Source organism: Rhodococcus sp. PD04, from assembly GCF_035918275.1.
GTDB classification, from domain to species: Bacteria; Actinomycetota; Actinomycetes; order Mycobacteriales; family Mycobacteriaceae; genus Rhodococcus; species Rhodococcus rhodochrous.
On record NZ_CP142143.1, the window covers coordinates 3,904,075 to 3,918,934 of the forward strand.

Here is a 14,860-nt window from a genome sequence, read left to right on the forward strand (position 1 = left end):
TGTTGCTACTTCGGGGCCTGCTCGTATCCCTCTCCGGTGTAGGCGGGAATGATCTGGGTGTCGTCGTCGGCGTATCCACGGGAGGTCTGGGGCGCGCCGGTGTGATCGAGCGACTCGAGGATGGCGCTCTGGGCGGCCGGGGGCAGAGTATGCAGGATCGACCGCACCCGCTCCTGCCGACGCGCCACCGCCTGCCGCTCCGGCATCCCCGGAGTCGCCTGCATCTGCGGCACGATCCCCTCGACATCCTCCACACCACCGGCATGATGACCCGCATCGACGAGCGCCTGCTCGTGCGCCATCGTCGCCTCGTCCTTCTCCTCCGACATCCCGATCGGACCGATCATCGTGCCGTTGAGGAACTGCTTGACCACCGGCTCGTCCGAAGTCAGCAACACTTCGCGCGGACCGAACATCACCAACTGCCGGCGGAACAACATCCCGATGTTGTCCGGCACCGTGCGCGCCAGATTGATGTTGTGCGACACGATCAGGATGGTCGCATCGATCTCGGCGTTGATGTCGATCAACGTCTGCGAAATGTAGGTGGTGCGCACCGGATCGAGACCCGAATCCGGCTCGTCCACCAGAATGATCTCCGGATCGAGCACCAACGCCCGCGCCAGACCGGCGCGCTTGCGCATACCCCCGGAGATCTCACCGGGCAGCTTGTCCTCGGCGCCGAGCAGACCGACGAGCTCGAGCTTGCTCATCACGATCTGCCGGATCTCCGACTCGGACTTCTTGGTGTGCTCGCGCAGCGGGAAGGCGACATTGTCGTAGAGGTTCATCGATCCGAACAACGCACCGTCCTGGAACAGCACCCCGAACAGCTTGCGGATCTCGTAGAGCTCCTTGCTCGAGCACTGCAGGATGTCGGTGCCGTCGATGACGATCGAGCCCTCCTCCGGGCGCAGCAGACCGATCAGCGACTTGAGGAACACCGACTTACCGGTACCCGACGGACCGAGCAACGCACTGACCTCGCCGGCTGGCAGCGTCAACGTCACGTCCTGCCAGATACGTTGCGAGCCGAAGGACTTGGTCAGCCCCTCGACGGAAACCTCGACTCCCACGATTACCTCCGCTGTCCGATACCGTCGCCCCCGTGTGGGTTGGGCCACTCTATCGCATGGATAGTGGTACCTGTGACAAGCGATCCTACTCATGAGTAAGGACCTCGTACAAGGGGGTCCGCATATCTCGACTTACGCCGTGACCTGCATGAACACCGTGCGGAATCGGATTCCTCCGATATCGGACATAACGCTCGCAATTCTCGTCCGAAAATGCAGAAGGGCCGTTTCCGCGAAATGAATTCGCGGAAACGGCCCTGTGCGGAACCGTCCCGGAGAGCGTCGGAACGCTCGACGGAAAGTTCGGAAACCGTCTTACTTGACGGTGACCTTGGCGCCGGCCTCTTCGAGCTTGGCCTTGGCAGCGTCGGCAGCGTCCTTGGCGACCTTCTCGAGGATCGGCTTCGGAGCACCCTCGACGAGGTCCTTGGCTTCCTTCAGGCCCAGGCCGGAGACGATCTCGCGAACGACCTTGATGACCTGGATCTTCTTCTCGCCGGCACCCTCGAGGATGACGTCGAACTCGTCCTGCTCGGACTCGGCCTCGGCAGCAGCGGCCGGAGCACCGGCGGCAGCGACGGCAACCGGAGCAGCAGCGGTGACCTCGAAGGTCTCCTCGAATGCCTTAACGAACTCCGAGAGCTCGAGCAGGGTCAGTTCCTTGAACGCGTCGAGCAGCTCTTCGGTGGTGAGCTTCGCCATGGTGGCGGTCCTTCCTGATAAGTCCCATGTCGCTGATCCGCGACCGGATGGGATGGTGCGTGCCGGAGCACGCGTGGATGTATCTTTCGCGGTGATGCGGATTCGCGGTGATGCGGATCAGCGTCAGGCGGCTTCTTCGCCCGCCTTCTTCTCCTGCAGAGCGGCCGCGAGGCGGGCCACCTGAGAAGCAGGGGCGTTGAACAGGCCTGCGGCCTTTGCCAAGTTGCCCTTCATCGCGCCGGCAAGCTTGGCCAACAGCACCTCGCGGGACTCGAGGTCCGCGATCTGGTTGACCTGCTCCACGGACAGCGCAGCGCCGTCCATGTAGCCGCCCTTGATGACGAGAGCCTTGTTGTCCTTCGCGAAGTTCTTCAGAGCCTTCGCAGCGTCCACCGCTTCGCCCTTGACGAACGCGATGGCGGTCGGACCGACGAACAGGTCGTCGAGACCCTCGACGCCCGCCTCAGCGGCGGCACGCTTGACCAGGGTGTTCTTGGCGACGGAGTAGGTGGCACCCTCTCCGAGAGCGCGACGCAGCTCGGTCAGACTTCCCACCGACAGACCACGGTATTCCGTGACCACGGCAGCGGTGGAGGTCTTGAACTGCTCGGTGATCTCCGCAACTGCGGAAACCTTCTCGGGCTTTGCCATACTTCGCCTCCTCTCAGTAACAGTCGTTTTCCCGGTGTCCCGAGTGGGACGCCCCACCGGACGACCGCCGGGACCGGAAAACGACGAACGCCCCGGCGCAGGGCACACGGGGCGTAAAAGGAGGAGGAACTCGAATGCACCCGAAAAGGCACATCGCGGCTCACATCTCCCCTAACCTCGTCCTCCTGCGTGGGCCGCCGGACAACTCCGGACCTTCAACCGATCCGCACGCGGATTCGGTGACCAACGGTCTTGGGTAGAACATGATCGGGGTGAAGATCGGCGCACGCCGAACTACCCGACCACTGTAGCGGACGACGTGCGCGAGATGCAAAACGGCCGGCACAGCGATGCTGTGCCGGCCGCTTCAGGCTGCAAACCCACTGCGTGCAGTGTGAATTACGTGCAGTGCGATCTACTCCGCGGTCTCGAGGAGGTTGCGGGTGCGCTGCGGATCCACCGGGATGCCCGGGCCGGTGGTCGTAGCAATCGTGACCTTCTTGATGTAGCGGCCCTTCGCGCTGGACGGCTTGGCGCGGAGCACCTCGTCCAGAGCAGCAGCGTAGTTCTCGACCAGCTTGGTCTCGTCGAACGAGGCCTTGCCGATCACGAAGTGCAGGTTGGCGTTCTTGTCGACGCGGAAGCTGATCTTGCCACCCTTGATGTCGGTGACGGCCTTCGCGACATCCGGCGTGACCGTACCCGTCTTCGGGTTCGGCATCAGACCACGGGGACCGAGGACGCGGGCGATACGACCGACCTTCGCCATCTGGTCGGGGGTCGCGATCGCGGCGTCGAAGTCCAGCCAGCCGCCCTGGATGCGCTCGATCAGATCCTCGGCGCCCACGACGTCGGCACCTGCGGCCTCGGCCTCGGCAGCCTTCTCGCCCACCGCGAAGACGATGACGCGAGCGGTCTTACCCGTGCCGTGCGGCAGGTTGACCGTGCCACGCACCATCTGGTCCGCCTTGCGGGGATCCACACCGAGTCGCATGGCGACCTCGACGGTGGCGTCGTAGTTCTTCGAGGTGGTCTCCTTCGCGAGCTTCACAGCTGCGAGGGGGCTGTACAGGTTGTCCGAGTCGATCTTCTCGGCCGCGGCGAGGTATGCCTTGCTGCGCTTTGCCATGTTCTTTCCTAACTTCTCACCGGCAGGTGAATGGTTCGGGCGTGGTAGCGGGCCTGGCCGGCCCTCCCACGAGTGCTACTGCAGGCCGGGGACTGCTCCCCGGAACAGTGAGGGCTCAGCCCTCGACCGTGATGCCCATCGACCGAGCGGTGCCGGCGATGATCTTCGCGGCAGCCTCGATGTCGTTGGCATTCAGGTCTTCCTGCTTGGTCTTGGCGATCTCGCGCACCTGATCCATGGTCACCTTGGCGACCTTGGTCTTGTGCGGCTCGCCGGAGCCCTTCTGCACGCCTGCGGCCTTGAGCAGGAGCTTTGCGGCCGGCGGGGTCTTCAGCTTGAAGTCGAACGAGCGGTCCTCGTAGACCGTGATCTCGACCGGCACGACGTTGCCACGCTGCGACTCGGTCGCGGCGTTGTACGCCTTGCAGAACTCCATGATGTTGACGCCGTGCTGACCCAGCGCGGGGCCGACCGGCGGAGCCGGGTTGGCCTGGCCGGCCTGGATCTGGAGCTTGATGAGCCCGGCGATCTTCTTCTTCTTGGGGGGCATCTCTATTCCTAGTTTCTTGCTCGGTGTGGTTCTTGCGTACTGCTACTGCAAGCTTGTGCGCGCCGGATGCCGGCGCCGTCGGGTCCCGGGGACCGTCAGATCTTCGACACCTGGTTGAACGACAACTCCACGGGAGTCTCACGGCCGAAGATCGACACCAGGACCTTGAGCTTCTGCTGCTCGGCGTTGACCTCGCTGATGGAGGCGGGCAGCGTCGCGAACGGGCCGTCCATCACGGTGACGGACTCGCCGACCTCGAAGTCCACCTCGATGGCGGGCTTCGCAGCGGCGGCGGGAGCCTGCTCGCCTGCGGCCGGGGCACCGGCCGCCGGTTTCTTCTTCGCCTGCTGCGGGAGGAGGAACTTCACGACCTCCTTGATCGTCAGCGGCGACGGACGCGACGTGGCTCCGACGAAGCCGGTCACGCCGGGCGTGTTCCGGACGGCACCCCACGACTCGTCGTTGAGTTCCATCCGAACGAGGATGTAGCCGGGCAGGACCTTGCGGTTGACCTGCTTGCGCTGACCGTTCTTGATCTCGGTGACCTCTTCGGTCGGCACCTCGACCTGGAAGATGTAATCGGCGAGGTCGAGGTTCTGGACGCGGGTCTCGAGGTTGGTCTTGACCTTGTTCTCGTAACCGGCGTAGGAGTGCACGACGTACCAGTCGCCGGGCTCGCGCCGCAGCTGCTTCTCGAGGGCCTCGGCCGGATCGACCTCGTCCTCTTCGGCGTCGGCGCTCTCCGCTGCGTCGGCGTCGTCGGCGTCCTCCGCTGCGTCGGAGACATCGGCGTCGGACTCGGCATCGGTGCCGGACTCGACAGCAGTGTCGGACTCGGAGACCTCGGTGTCCGCATCCGCCGACTCGGCCGTCACGTCGTCAACCAAGGCCTCGTCCGAAACGTGCTCCTCGGCCGAAGCCTCGTACGAGTCGTTCTCGGGGGTGCTCACCGGGCACTTTCCTCTCGTCGATCACATTTTTCGTCTCGCGCGGACAGGCGCTAACCGAACAACCAGCTGACGCCCTGTACGAACGCCAGATCCAATCCGAAGATGAACGCCGTCATGACGGTCACGAACGCAAGGACCACGAGTGTGTAGGTGGTCAACTGCTTGCGGTTGGGCCAGATCACCTTGCGGAGCTCGGCGACGACCTCACGGAAGAAGCGCACGAGTCGCTTGAAGATGTTCTCGGACTTCGCGGCGGGACGATCGCTCACGGCCGTGGCCGAACGCGACGTCTTCTTCATGGACACCGCGTTCGTCGTGGAAGCCGAGGAATCGGCCGCGCCACGACGGGTGGCCCGCTTGCCGGTCGGCCGAGCAGCCGCGGAGGAACCGTCGGGGGTCGCGCCGGTAGCCGTTCCAGCGTCGCCGGGGATGTTCCCTGCGGTGCCGCTGTGGCGCTGACCGCGCTCCTCGCTCACATCGTTCCTCTCGGTCGCTGGCAGTCCGGGGGCAGGGGCGACAGGACTTGAACCTGCAACCTGCGGTTTTGGAGACCGCTGCTCTGCCAATTGAGCTACGCCCCTCTGGTCGGACATCCACACTCGTACGAAGCGAGTGTCCGGAACCGACCCATCTGCGACCACATGACACGCGCGCTACCCCGTCGGGCCGTTACGGCCTTCGTAGAGCAGCGCGCTGCTATGCGATCCCAGAAGCCTAAGTGTACTGCATTGCCCCGGGACAAACCCAATCCGCTCGGCCGTCAGGCCAAACGGACCGTTGCCGTGGCCCGACCGAAGATCTTACGACCGTCGGACTTCGCCACGATAGCGACCACTGCTGTCTTGCTCTCCGCGTCCACCGACTTGATCTTGCCGGTGAACTCGATCTCGGCGGCCTTGTCGGCCTCCACATATACCGGACTGGTGAACCGAACGTTGTATTCGGTCACCGCACCGGGGTCTCCCAGCCACTCCGTGACGAAGCCGGCCGCGATGCCCATCGAGAGCATGCCGTGCCCGACGACGTCGCGCAAGCCGGCCAGTTCGGCCACCTTGTCGCTCCAGTGGATCGGGTTGGGATCACCCGACACACCGGCATAGTTGACCAGATTTCCACGCGTGAGCGTGACGACCTTCGACGGAAGCTCGTCCCCTACCGCGACATCCGTGAAACTACGGAGTGTCACTGTGCATCACCACATCCTTGACCGCGTTCGCGATGTTGTCGTCGACCTCGCCACCGGAACGGGCGACGAGCGTCGTCCAGGACGTGAGCACGAGATTGTCGTACTGATCGGTGATCACGTTCTTGGTGGTGATGATGTCGCTGCCGGCAGCCTGACGGAAATCGTCGAGGTAGACGTCGCAGAACAGCCTGTCGCCGGCCTGGATCGGGCGGTGGTAGACCATCCGCTGGTCGGTCTGCATGATCTGGCTCAGGTCGTATCCGGTGACGACCTCTTCGAACAGCTTGCGCTGGGCGATCATGCCGACGATCGAGACGAAGGTCAGCGGGGCGATCACGCCGTCGTACCCCAGCCCGCGGGCTGCGTCGTCGTCGTGATGCGCCGGATGCGAATCGCGCACGGCACGGGCGTACTCGCGGATCTTCTCGCGACCCACCTCGTAGTAGTCGTCCACCCGGTAGTGGTGGCCGACCATGGACTTGGCGTGCGCGGCGGCATCGAACGGGATCCCGGCCTGTTCGGTCGCGTCCACCGATTCCTGGTTCTCGAGTACGTTCGTCATACGCAAAACCTCCGCAATTCCGACGACGCCAACTGGCACGGTCGGTATTGCGGAGACCTTACGCGTCGACGTCGTTCCGACCGGCTACTTGGACTCGCGGTGCGACTGGTGCGTACCGCAGTTCGGGCAGAACTTCTTCAGTTCGAGCCGGTCGGGGTCGTTGCGACGGTTCTTCTTGGTGATGTAGTTGCGGTGCTTGCACACCTCGCAGGCCAAGGTGATCTTCGGCCGAACGTCAGTAGAGGAGGCCACGGGATGCCTTCTTTCGCGTCAATCCGATCAGTATCGATCAGGGTGGATCATGAACTTTTGGTAGCGGTGACCGGACTTGAACCGGCGACGCAACGATTATGAGTCGTTTGCTCTACCAACTGAGCTACACCGCCTCGGTGCCGAGTGTCGCTACGAAGGCGGCACCTCAATCCAGCGAGCCCCCTGACGGAATCGAACCGTCGACCTTTTCCTTACCATGGAAACGCTCTGCCGACTGAGCTAAGGGGGCGTGGCCTCCGGAGCATCTCTGCTCGCTGCGGCCTCCAAAAGATTACACACACTCGGTCCTGGCGCAAAATCCGCTGGTAGAGGCGCATAAACGCCGATGCTTGCCGAGCTCCGCGCACCGGCACGCACCCGCGCACACACGTACGCGCGCGGCGGGTCGGCGGTGGGCACCGGGCGCGGGAAGGAACGGCACCGCGTGCCGAGCCGGCCGGAACCTCCGGGAGAGCAGGACCCGCACTCGGGGATCTCGCTACGAGAATCCGCGCCCAGGGACTGCACTCCAAGGACCCCCGGAATGCAGAACGGCCCCGGTTCCGAAGAACCGGGGCCGTTCCGGTGGCAGGTGTAGGATTCGAACCTACGTAGGCATAAGCCGACGGATTTACAGTCCGCTCCCATTGGCCGCTCGGGCAACCTGCCGGGTGCGATCGGGACCGCGTCCTCGATGCGTTTGGAAGAATACAACGCATACCCCCCCGAAACGCAAACCGAGTGGTCACAGCCCCGCGCGACCCGATAGCGTCGGGTGGACAGAACCCTTACAGATCGACCCGGAAGTGGAGTGAGACGTGGCTGATTCGTCGTTCGATGTGGTGAGCAAGGTCGACCGCCAGGAAGTGGACAACGCGCTGAACCAGGCGGCGAAGGAGATCGCCAACCGCTTCGATTTCCGGAACACCGGGGCGCACATCGAGTGGTCGGGTGACGAGGCCATCACGATCTCGGCCGAGACCGAGGACCGCGCACTCGCCGCGCTGGAGGTCTTCAAGGAGAAGCTGATCCGCCGCGACCTGTCGCTGAAGTCCTTCGATGCCGGCGAGCCGACGCAGTCCGGCAAGGTCTACAAGATCACCGGCACCCTGGTGCAGGGCATCAGCCAGGAGAACGCCAAGAAGATCTCCAAGCTCATCCGTGACGAGGGCCCGAAGGGCGTCAAGGCTCAGATCCAGGGCGAGGAGCTGCGCGTGACCAGCAAGAAGCGCGACGACCTGCAGGCCGTCATCTCGCTGCTCAAGAATGCCGACCTCGACATCGCCCTGCAGTTCGTCAACTACCGCTAGTTCGTCGAGCACCGCCGGTTCGTCGAGCACCGCCGACGAAACCTCTCCCCTACGACACCGCCCGCGATTTCCGTCGCGGGCGGTGTCGTCTGTGGGGGTCGTGCGAGTTGTCCGGGGTCAGCGGATCCCGGCCATGCGCTCGAGTCGTTCGATGCGGTCGGCCATCGGCGGGTGCGTCGAGAACAACCGGCTCATCTTGTCGCCCGCCCGGAACGGGTTGGCGATCATCAGGTGCGACTGGGCCGCGAGCTTCGGTTCGGGCGGCAGCGGGGCGGCCTGAGTGCCGAGAGCGAGCTTGCGCAGCGCCGAGGCCAGGGCCAGCGGGTCGCCGGTGAGCTCGGCACCGGACTGGTCGGCCTGGTACTCACGCGACCTCGACACGGCGAGCTTGACGACCGACGCCGCGATGGGGCCGAGCAGGGAAACAAGCAGCAGCGCCAGCGGATTCGCGCCACCCTCCCGGTTGCCGAAGGCCGACGCGAAGAACGCGAAGTTCGCCAGACCCGAGATGACGGCCGCCATCGCGCCGGCGACCGACGAGATGAGGATGTCGCGGTTGTAGACGTGGGCGAGTTCGTGGCCGAGCACCGCGCGCAGTTCCCGTTCGTTCAGGATCTCCAGGATGCCCGTCGTACAGCACACGGCGGCGTTGCGCGGGTTACGTCCCGTGGCGAACGCGTTGGGGGCGTTGGTGGGGCTGATGTAGAGCCTCGGCATGGGCTGGTGCGCCGCGGTCGCGAGCTCGCGCACGATCCGGTACATCGCCGGAGCCTGCACCTCGGTGACCGGCTGGGCGTGCATCGCCCGGAGAGCGAGCTTGTCGCTGTTGAAGTACGCATAACCGTTCATGCCGACGGCGAGCACGATCGATATCAGCAGGATCGTCGAATTCTGGAACAACGCTCCGACGAACACGATCAGCGCGGACATTCCGATCAGCAGACCGGCCGTCTTGAGACGGTTCGAGTATCCGTGCACGTCGCACCCCTTCCGCACCACGATTCCCCACTCGTTCGTCCAACGAACGAGCGCGCGGCGCGGTTCCCGCCCCGAACGGGGCGGGACCACACGACGATGCGTCAGCCGACGCGGGCGACGGTGAAGTCCACGAGGCGACGCAGCGCCTCGTTCGCCGGGCCCTGCGGCAAGGCATCGAGTTCGGAATGGGCGCGGGCGGCGTACGTCGCGAGGGTCGCCTTCGCCGCATCCATTCCCGGCGAGCGGACGAGCAGCTCGAGCGCCTCTGCGACGTGCGCTTCGTCCTCGATGGGACCGACGAGCAGTTCGCGCAGGCGATCGGCCTCCGGCCCGGTCTCCCGCAGCGCGTAGAGCACCGGCAGGGTGTACACACCCTCGCGGAGATCGGTTCCGGGGGTCTTGCCCGACTCCGTGGTGTCGGACGCGATGTCGATGATGTCGTCGACGATCTGGAAGGCGGTGCCGACGGCGTCGCCGAGCCGCTCGAGACGCTCGACGTGCTCCGGATCGGCGCCCGAGAACGTTCCACCGAAGCGACCGCTGGCGGCGATCAGCGAACCGGTCTTCTCCCAGATCACCCGCAGGTAGTGCTCGACCGGGTCGTCGTTGGTGCGCACACCGATGGTCTCGCGCATCTGACCCGTGACCAGCTCGGCGAACGTCTCCGCGATGATCTGCACGGCCGACGGACCCAGGGTCGACACCAACCGTGAGGCGTGCGCGAACAGATAGTCGCCGGCGAGGATCGCGACGCTGTTGCCCCAGCGCACGTTGGCACTCGGGGCTCCGCGACGCATCGTCGCCTCGTCCATCACGTCGTCGTGGTAGAGCGTCGCGAGGTGCACGAGCTCGACGACGGTCGCCGCCGTCACCACGGCGGGGTCGGTCGGCTTCGGCCCGAGCTGCGCCGTGAGGATCGTGAACAGCGGCCGGAACCGCTTGCCACCCGCCTTCGCCAGGTGCAGCGCGGCCTCCGTCAGGAAGTCCTCACCGTCGGACAACTCCTCGACCAGGAGTTTCTCGACGCTCGCGAGGCCGTCCCCGACTGTCGCGGCGAGGACCGGATCGCCGAGTTCCACACCGGCCACGACGGTGCTCGGCGCCGCATCGGCCGAACCGGCGGTCCGAGCCGCCCCCTCAGTGCTCACGATGACGTACCCATCCTGTTCTGTCGCCTCGACTTCACCGTAGTGAACCTAGCCGTTCGTTCCCCGATCCACCTCGTCGAGGCGGCCGATCGCGGCCTGAGAAGATGGAGCGGTGGTGGCCGAACACTCCGCGCGAGATCCGCGGCAATCCCAGTCCTGCGTTCCCGACAGTACCGATGTTCTCGTCGTCGGTGCCGGTCCAGCCGGTTCCGCCGCCGCCGCGTGGGCTGCCCGCGCCGGTCGCGACGTGCTGCTCGTCGATGCCGCGACCTTCCCTCGCGACAAGACCTGTGGTGACGGCCTGACCCCGCGTGCCGTCGCCGAACTCGACGAACTCGGGCTCGGTGACTGGCTGCGTACCCGCACCGTCAACCGCGGTCTGCGTCTCGAAGGCTTCGGTGGCCGCTTCGAACTCCCTTGGCCCGATTCGTCTTTCCCGGTCGTGGGCAGTGCCGTGCCGCGCACCGAGCTCGACGCCCGGATCCGGCAGGTCGCGCTCGACTCGGGTGCCCGTGCCGTGGAGGGAACGAAGGCCGTCGACGTCGAACGCGACGGCGACCGGGTCTCGGCGGTGATCTTCCGCACCGCCGACGGGCCTCGGGCCGTCCGGTGCCGCATGTTGATCGTCGCCGACGGCGTGCGCTCTCCGCTCGGCAAGGTGCTCGGGCGTCGCTGGCACCGCGACACCACCTACGGGGTGGCTGCGCGGGCCTACGCCACCTCCCCGCGCAGCGACGATCCGTGGATCACTTCGCACCTCGAACTGCGCGACGACGCGGGGGCCGTCCAGCCGGGCTACGGCTGGGTGTTCCCGCTCGGCACCGGCGAGGTGAACCTGGGGGTGGGCACCCTCGCGACCGCCTCACGACCCGCGAACGGATCGCTGCGACCGCTCATCGACCTGTACGCGCGGCAGCGTCGCCCGGAATGGGAGCTCGGTGAGGTGACCCGTGTGGCGTCCGCTCTGTTGCCCATGGGCGGAGCCGTATCGGGGGTCGCCGGCAGGAACTGGGCGCTGATCGGCGACGCCGCGGCGTGCGTCAATCCGCTCAACGGCGAGGGCATCGACTACGGACTCGAGGGCGGACGGCTGGTCGCCGGACTGCTCGACTCCGACGACCTCACCGACCTGTGGCCGGCGACGCTGCGCTCCCACTACGGCCGGGCGTTCTCCACCGCACGTCGTCTCGCGAGCCTGCTCACGATCCCGAAGTTCCTGCCGGCGACGGGTCCGATCGCGATGCGGTCGCGAACGATGATGTCGGTCGCGGTGCGGGTGATGGGCAATCTCGTCACCGACGAGGACGCCGACTTCGTGGCCCGGGTGTGGCGGACGAGCGGTCATCTCTCGATGCGCTGGGATCGGCAGCCGCTCTTCGCCTGAGCGCCCTACAGCGCCGCCCGGCTACTTGCTACCGCGCGGTGCCGATGCACTCGGCTACTTGCGTACCGCGCGGCGCCGATGCGCCCGGCTACTTGCGTACCGCGCAGTGCAGGGCGGTGATGCCCCCGGTGAGATTGCGCCACTTCACGTCGTTCCAGCCCGCTGCCTCGATGCGCCGGGCGAGCTGTTCCTGATCGGGCCAGGCCCGGATCGATTCGGCGAGGTAGACGTAGGCGTCGGGATTGCTGCTGACCGCCCGCGCGACCCGCGGCAGCGTCCGCATCAGGTACTCCATGTAGACGGTGCGCAGCGGTTCCCGCACCGGCGTGGAGAACTCGCACACCACGAGGCGTCCACCGGGCTTGACCACCCGGGCGATCTCGCGCAGCCCCTCGTCCGGATCGGCGACGTTGCGCAGGCCGAAGGAGATGGTCGCGGCGTCGAAGACGGCGTCGGCGAACGGCAGTCGCATCGCGTCGCCCGCGACCATGGGGACGTTGCGGAACTCACCGGCGTGCAGCATGCCCTTGGAGAAGTCGGTGGCGACGACCCACGCTCCGGACCGTCCGAGTTCGACGGTGGACACCCCGGTGCCGGCGGCCAGGTCGAGCACGCGCTCGCCGGGCTTCAGGCCGAGTGCCGCACGGGTCGCGCGACGCCACCCGCGGTCCTGCCCGAACGACAGGACGGTGTTGGTCAGGTCGTAGCGTGCAGCGACCCCGTCGAACATGGACGCGACCTCACGCGGGTCCTTGTCGAGCGACGCGCGTGATCCGTGAGTTGTTGCCACGGCCGAAACGTTACCCGCTCCCCTGCGCCACCCCGGCGGTCGTGCCGCCCCGGAGGCGACGTCGCGACGAACGTTGCGTTCGTCACACCTGCAGCTGCCGATCCTTCTCCTCGGAGGTGGCCGCAGCAGCCGCGCCCCCCTTCCGCCGGAGCCAGATCGACACGGGCGTGGCGATCAGCCATGTGACGACAATCACCGATCCGGTGGGGATCAGCGCGACGCGGGCGTCACGTCCGGTCACACGGACGAGATCGGGATCACTCCGGGCGTATTCGACGGCGATCCGCTGCCCGGTGGCCAACCCCGTCGGATACAGAACACCGAGCTCGGGATTGTGCGTCACCCCATCGGGAGTGACGAAACTCACCGCGGACCGCAGGGATCCGGCCGAGAGCACCTCGGCGACGGCCGTGCCCGTGTCGGAGCGGATGGTGAGGTCGTTCCGGAGGGCGCCGAGGAACAGGATCACCGCGAGGGCGGAGATCGCCGCCGCGACGATGAGAACCGCGCGCCGCGCGCGCTCGGGTCCGCTCACAGCTGCGCCCGCACCGCCGCGTGCAGTTCGCGCAACCCGGCCCGATCCGTGGTGACCTCGACCACACGGATGCCCGCGGGCGGCACCGTGTCGTCCGCGAGGGTGAGGGCGAGGCCCTGCAGATCCACCCGCTCGTGCGGGACGCGGTAGGCCGCGCACAGTGCCGCGAGGTCCATGCCGTGCGGCGTGCCGAAGACACGCTCGAAGACACCTGCGTACTGCGGGTCGCCCTGTTCGAGCAGTTCGAAGATTCCGCCGCCGTCGTCGTTCGCGACGACGATGGTGAGGTTCTGCGGACGCGGCTCCGACGGTCCGATGAGCAGGCCGGCGGCATCGTGCAGGAAGGTCAGGTCGCCGAGCAGCGCGACGGTCCGTCCCTGTTCGTAGGCGAGTGCGGCACCGACGGCGGTGGAGACCGTGCCGTCGATCCCGGCGACACCGCGGTTGGACAACACCTTCACGTCGGGCTTCGGGTAGCTCACGAGCGCCGCGTCGCGCACCGGGTTCGATGCCCCGAGCAGCAGCTGGTCGCCGGGCTTCAGCGAATCCGTCACCACCGCGGCGACGTGCAGTCCGGTTGCCTTCGGGTGCCCGTCGAGCTGGGCACGGACGGCCTTGTCGGTGTGCGCCGACAGCTGGCGGCATCGTTCGAGCCATGCCTCGTCGGGTGTTCCCGACACCACGGCACGGGTGCCGGTCGCGATGACGTTGCCCGAGACGTCGGGCCAGCGCGGGCCGGTGGTCAGGGCGTAGACGGTGACGGCGGGGTCTGCGAGCAGGTTCGACACCGGCCGGTGCAGCGTGGGCCGGCCGGTGATGATCGCCTGGCGCGGCTTCAGGTGCGGCAGCGCCATCGGATGCACCGGGATGCCGTGCAGCGGTGCGGTGGGTTCGGCGACGGTCGGCAGCCCGGACAGCTCGGGGCGATGGGCGGAGCCGTGACCGGAGACGACGATCGTGTCGGGGGTCAGATCGATCTCGAGCGGGACGTCGAGGGTGGCGTTCACCGTGGTGGTCCAGGCCTTGCCGTCGGGACGTCCCTCGGGCACCGGTCCCTTCGCGTCGAGCTCGGGCACGAGCGGTTCGCGCAGCGGGATGTCGAAGTGGACCGGGCCGGCGTTGCCCGATCGGGTTCCGCGGGCGGCGGCGAGAACCCGGGAGACCGCCGAACGCCACTGGCTGTTCTGTTCGATGCCTTCGGCGAGTCCGAGGCTGATGGTCGCGCGTACCTGGGTGCCGAACATCCCGAGCTGTTCGACGGTCTGGTTCGCGCCGGATCCGAGCAGTTCGTAGGGGCGATTGGCGCTGAGTACGACCAGCGGCACGCGAGCGTAGTTCGCCTCGAGCACGGCCGGCGCGAGGTTGGCCACGGCAGTACCGGAGGTCATGACGACCGGTACGGGACGACCCGAGGCGAGGGCCAGGCCGATCGCGAGGAATCCGGCGGTGCGCTCGTCGATACGCATGTGCAGGCGCAGACGTCCTGCGCTGTCGGCGGCCTGGAGCGCGAAGGCCAGCGGCGCGTTGCGCGAGCCCGGGCACAGCACGACGTCCCGAACACCGCCCCGGGCGAGTTCGTCGACGACAGCAGTGGCCTGGGCAGTGGACGGATTCACGGAGTCCAGGGTAATTGCGCCGGAAGTGTGGCCGGGTACAG

General features: G+C 66.7%; 17 protein-coding genes and 4 tRNA genes. 2 read left to right on the top strand and 19 right to left on the bottom strand.

Features of this window, described 5'->3' with window-relative positions; genetic code table 11:
• Positions 1–5: 5 nt before the first annotated feature.
• From U9J23_RS17755 to U9J23_RS17820, 14 genes are all read right to left on the bottom strand, one after another.
• The gene (locus U9J23_RS17755) at positions 6–1,079 is read right to left on the bottom strand and encodes an ABC transporter ATP-binding protein (protein ID WP_059383412.1); all 1,074 of its coding nucleotides are present in this window, start codon (positions 1,077–1,079) and stop codon (positions 6–8) included.
• A gap of 312 nt (positions 1,080–1,391) precedes the next feature.
• Positions 1,392–1,778 (bottom strand): 50S ribosomal protein L7/L12, encoded by a 387-nt coding sequence (gene rplL, locus U9J23_RS17760; RefSeq protein WP_024101686.1) that lies wholly within the window; start codon positions 1,776–1,778, stop codon positions 1,392–1,394.
• A 123-nt stretch (positions 1,779–1,901) separates the two neighbouring features.
• The gene (gene rplJ / locus U9J23_RS17765) at positions 1,902–2,429 is read right to left on the bottom strand and encodes a 50S ribosomal protein L10 (RefSeq protein ID WP_059383314.1); all 528 of its coding nucleotides are present in this window, start codon (positions 2,427–2,429) and stop codon (positions 1,902–1,904) included.
• Between the two features lie 415 nt (positions 2,430–2,844).
• A complete protein-coding gene (rplA, locus tag U9J23_RS17770) occupies positions 2,845–3,558 on the bottom strand; it encodes a 50S ribosomal protein L1 (protein ID WP_059383315.1) in 714 nt (237 codons plus the stop codon).
• Between the two features lie 115 nt (positions 3,559–3,673).
• Positions 3,674–4,108 carry a 50S ribosomal protein L11 gene (rplK, locus tag U9J23_RS17775; protein WP_006552290.1) on the bottom strand — a complete coding sequence of 145 codons (435 nt, stop codon included), beginning with the start codon at positions 4,106–4,108 and terminating at the stop codon, positions 3,674–3,676.
• Positions 4,109–4,203: 95 nt separating this feature from the next.
• A complete protein-coding gene (gene nusG, locus U9J23_RS17780) occupies positions 4,204–5,058 on the bottom strand; it encodes a transcription termination/antitermination protein NusG (protein ID WP_085469613.1) in 855 nt (284 codons plus the stop codon).
• Between the two features lie 50 nt (positions 5,059–5,108).
• Positions 5,109–5,534 (bottom strand): preprotein translocase subunit SecE, encoded by a 426-nt coding sequence (gene secE, locus U9J23_RS17785; RefSeq protein WP_106201478.1) that lies wholly within the window; start codon positions 5,532–5,534, stop codon positions 5,109–5,111.
• A 32-nt stretch (positions 5,535–5,566) separates the two neighbouring features.
• A tRNA-Trp gene (locus U9J23_RS17790) sits at positions 5,567–5,639 on the bottom strand.
• A 179-nt stretch (positions 5,640–5,818) separates the two neighbouring features.
• A complete protein-coding gene (gene hadB / locus U9J23_RS17795) occupies positions 5,819–6,244 on the bottom strand; it encodes a (3R)-hydroxyacyl-ACP dehydratase subunit HadB (RefSeq protein ID WP_085469615.1) in 426 nt (141 codons plus the stop codon).
• A complete protein-coding gene (gene hadA / locus U9J23_RS17800; RefSeq protein WP_085469616.1) occupies positions 6,231–6,806 on the bottom strand; it encodes a (3R)-hydroxyacyl-ACP dehydratase subunit HadA in 576 nt (191 codons plus the stop codon). The genes hadB and hadA overlap by 14 nt, the downstream gene beginning before the upstream one ends.
• An 84-nt stretch (positions 6,807–6,890) precedes the next feature.
• The gene (gene rpmG / locus U9J23_RS17805) at positions 6,891–7,058 is read right to left on the bottom strand and encodes a 50S ribosomal protein L33 (protein WP_003941903.1); all 168 of its coding nucleotides are present in this window, start codon (positions 7,056–7,058) and stop codon (positions 6,891–6,893) included.
• 58 nt (positions 7,059–7,116) lie between these two features.
• A tRNA-Met gene (locus U9J23_RS17810) sits at positions 7,117–7,192 on the bottom strand.
• Positions 7,193–7,235: 43 nt separating this feature from the next.
• Positions 7,236–7,308 (bottom strand) — tRNA-Thr (locus tag U9J23_RS17815).
• A 336-nt stretch (positions 7,309–7,644) separates the two neighbouring features.
• Positions 7,645–7,727: transfer RNA gene (locus U9J23_RS17820), tRNA-Tyr, on the bottom strand.
• A gap of 149 nt (positions 7,728–7,876) precedes the next feature.
• Here U9J23_RS17820 and U9J23_RS17825 point away from each other — a divergent pair.
• The gene (locus U9J23_RS17825; protein WP_059383317.1) at positions 7,877–8,368 is read left to right on the top strand and encodes a YajQ family cyclic di-GMP-binding protein; all 492 of its coding nucleotides are present in this window, start codon (positions 7,877–7,879) and stop codon (positions 8,366–8,368) included.
• 117 nt (positions 8,369–8,485) lie between these two features.
• Here the strand turns inward: U9J23_RS17825 and htpX are convergent, their stop codons facing one another.
• Both htpX and U9J23_RS17835 read right to left on the bottom strand, forming a co-directional pair.
• Entirely contained in the window at positions 8,486–9,346 is an 861-nt protein-coding gene (htpX, locus tag U9J23_RS17830; RefSeq protein ID WP_026061590.1) for a zinc metalloprotease HtpX, read from the bottom strand.
• A gap of 101 nt (positions 9,347–9,447) precedes the next feature.
• Positions 9,448–10,494, bottom strand: coding sequence for a polyprenyl synthetase family protein (locus U9J23_RS17835; protein WP_230823094.1), 1,047 nt, complete (start codon positions 10,492–10,494; stop codon positions 9,448–9,450).
• Between the two features lie 112 nt (positions 10,495–10,606).
• Here U9J23_RS17835 and U9J23_RS17840 point away from each other — a divergent pair, with 112 nt between their 5' ends.
• On the top strand, positions 10,607–11,878 hold the full coding sequence (locus U9J23_RS17840; RefSeq protein ID WP_326599534.1) for a geranylgeranyl reductase family protein: 1,272 nt from the start codon (positions 10,607–10,609) through the stop codon (positions 11,876–11,878).
• A gap of 88 nt (positions 11,879–11,966) precedes the next feature.
• On the opposite strand, the gene U9J23_RS17845 is transcribed toward U9J23_RS17840, so the two are convergent.
• The 3 genes from U9J23_RS17845 to menD form a co-directional block, all read right to left on the bottom strand.
• Positions 11,967–12,668: a demethylmenaquinone methyltransferase gene (locus U9J23_RS17845; RefSeq protein WP_326599536.1), complete on the bottom strand. Its 702-nt coding sequence runs from the start codon at positions 12,666–12,668 to the stop codon at positions 11,967–11,969.
• Positions 12,669–12,750: 82 nt separating this feature from the next.
• Positions 12,751–13,203, bottom strand: a complete 453-nt coding sequence (locus U9J23_RS17850) for a DUF3592 domain-containing protein (protein WP_059383320.1) — start codon at positions 13,201–13,203, stop codon at positions 12,751–12,753.
• Complete coding sequence (menD, locus tag U9J23_RS17855; RefSeq protein WP_059383321.1) at positions 13,200–14,819, bottom strand: 2-succinyl-5-enolpyruvyl-6-hydroxy-3-cyclohexene-1-carboxylic-acid synthase; 1,620 nt, start codon at positions 14,817–14,819, stop codon at positions 13,200–13,202. Before menD ends, U9J23_RS17850 begins: the two co-directional genes overlap by 4 nt.
• Positions 14,820–14,860 lie beyond the last annotated feature (41 nt).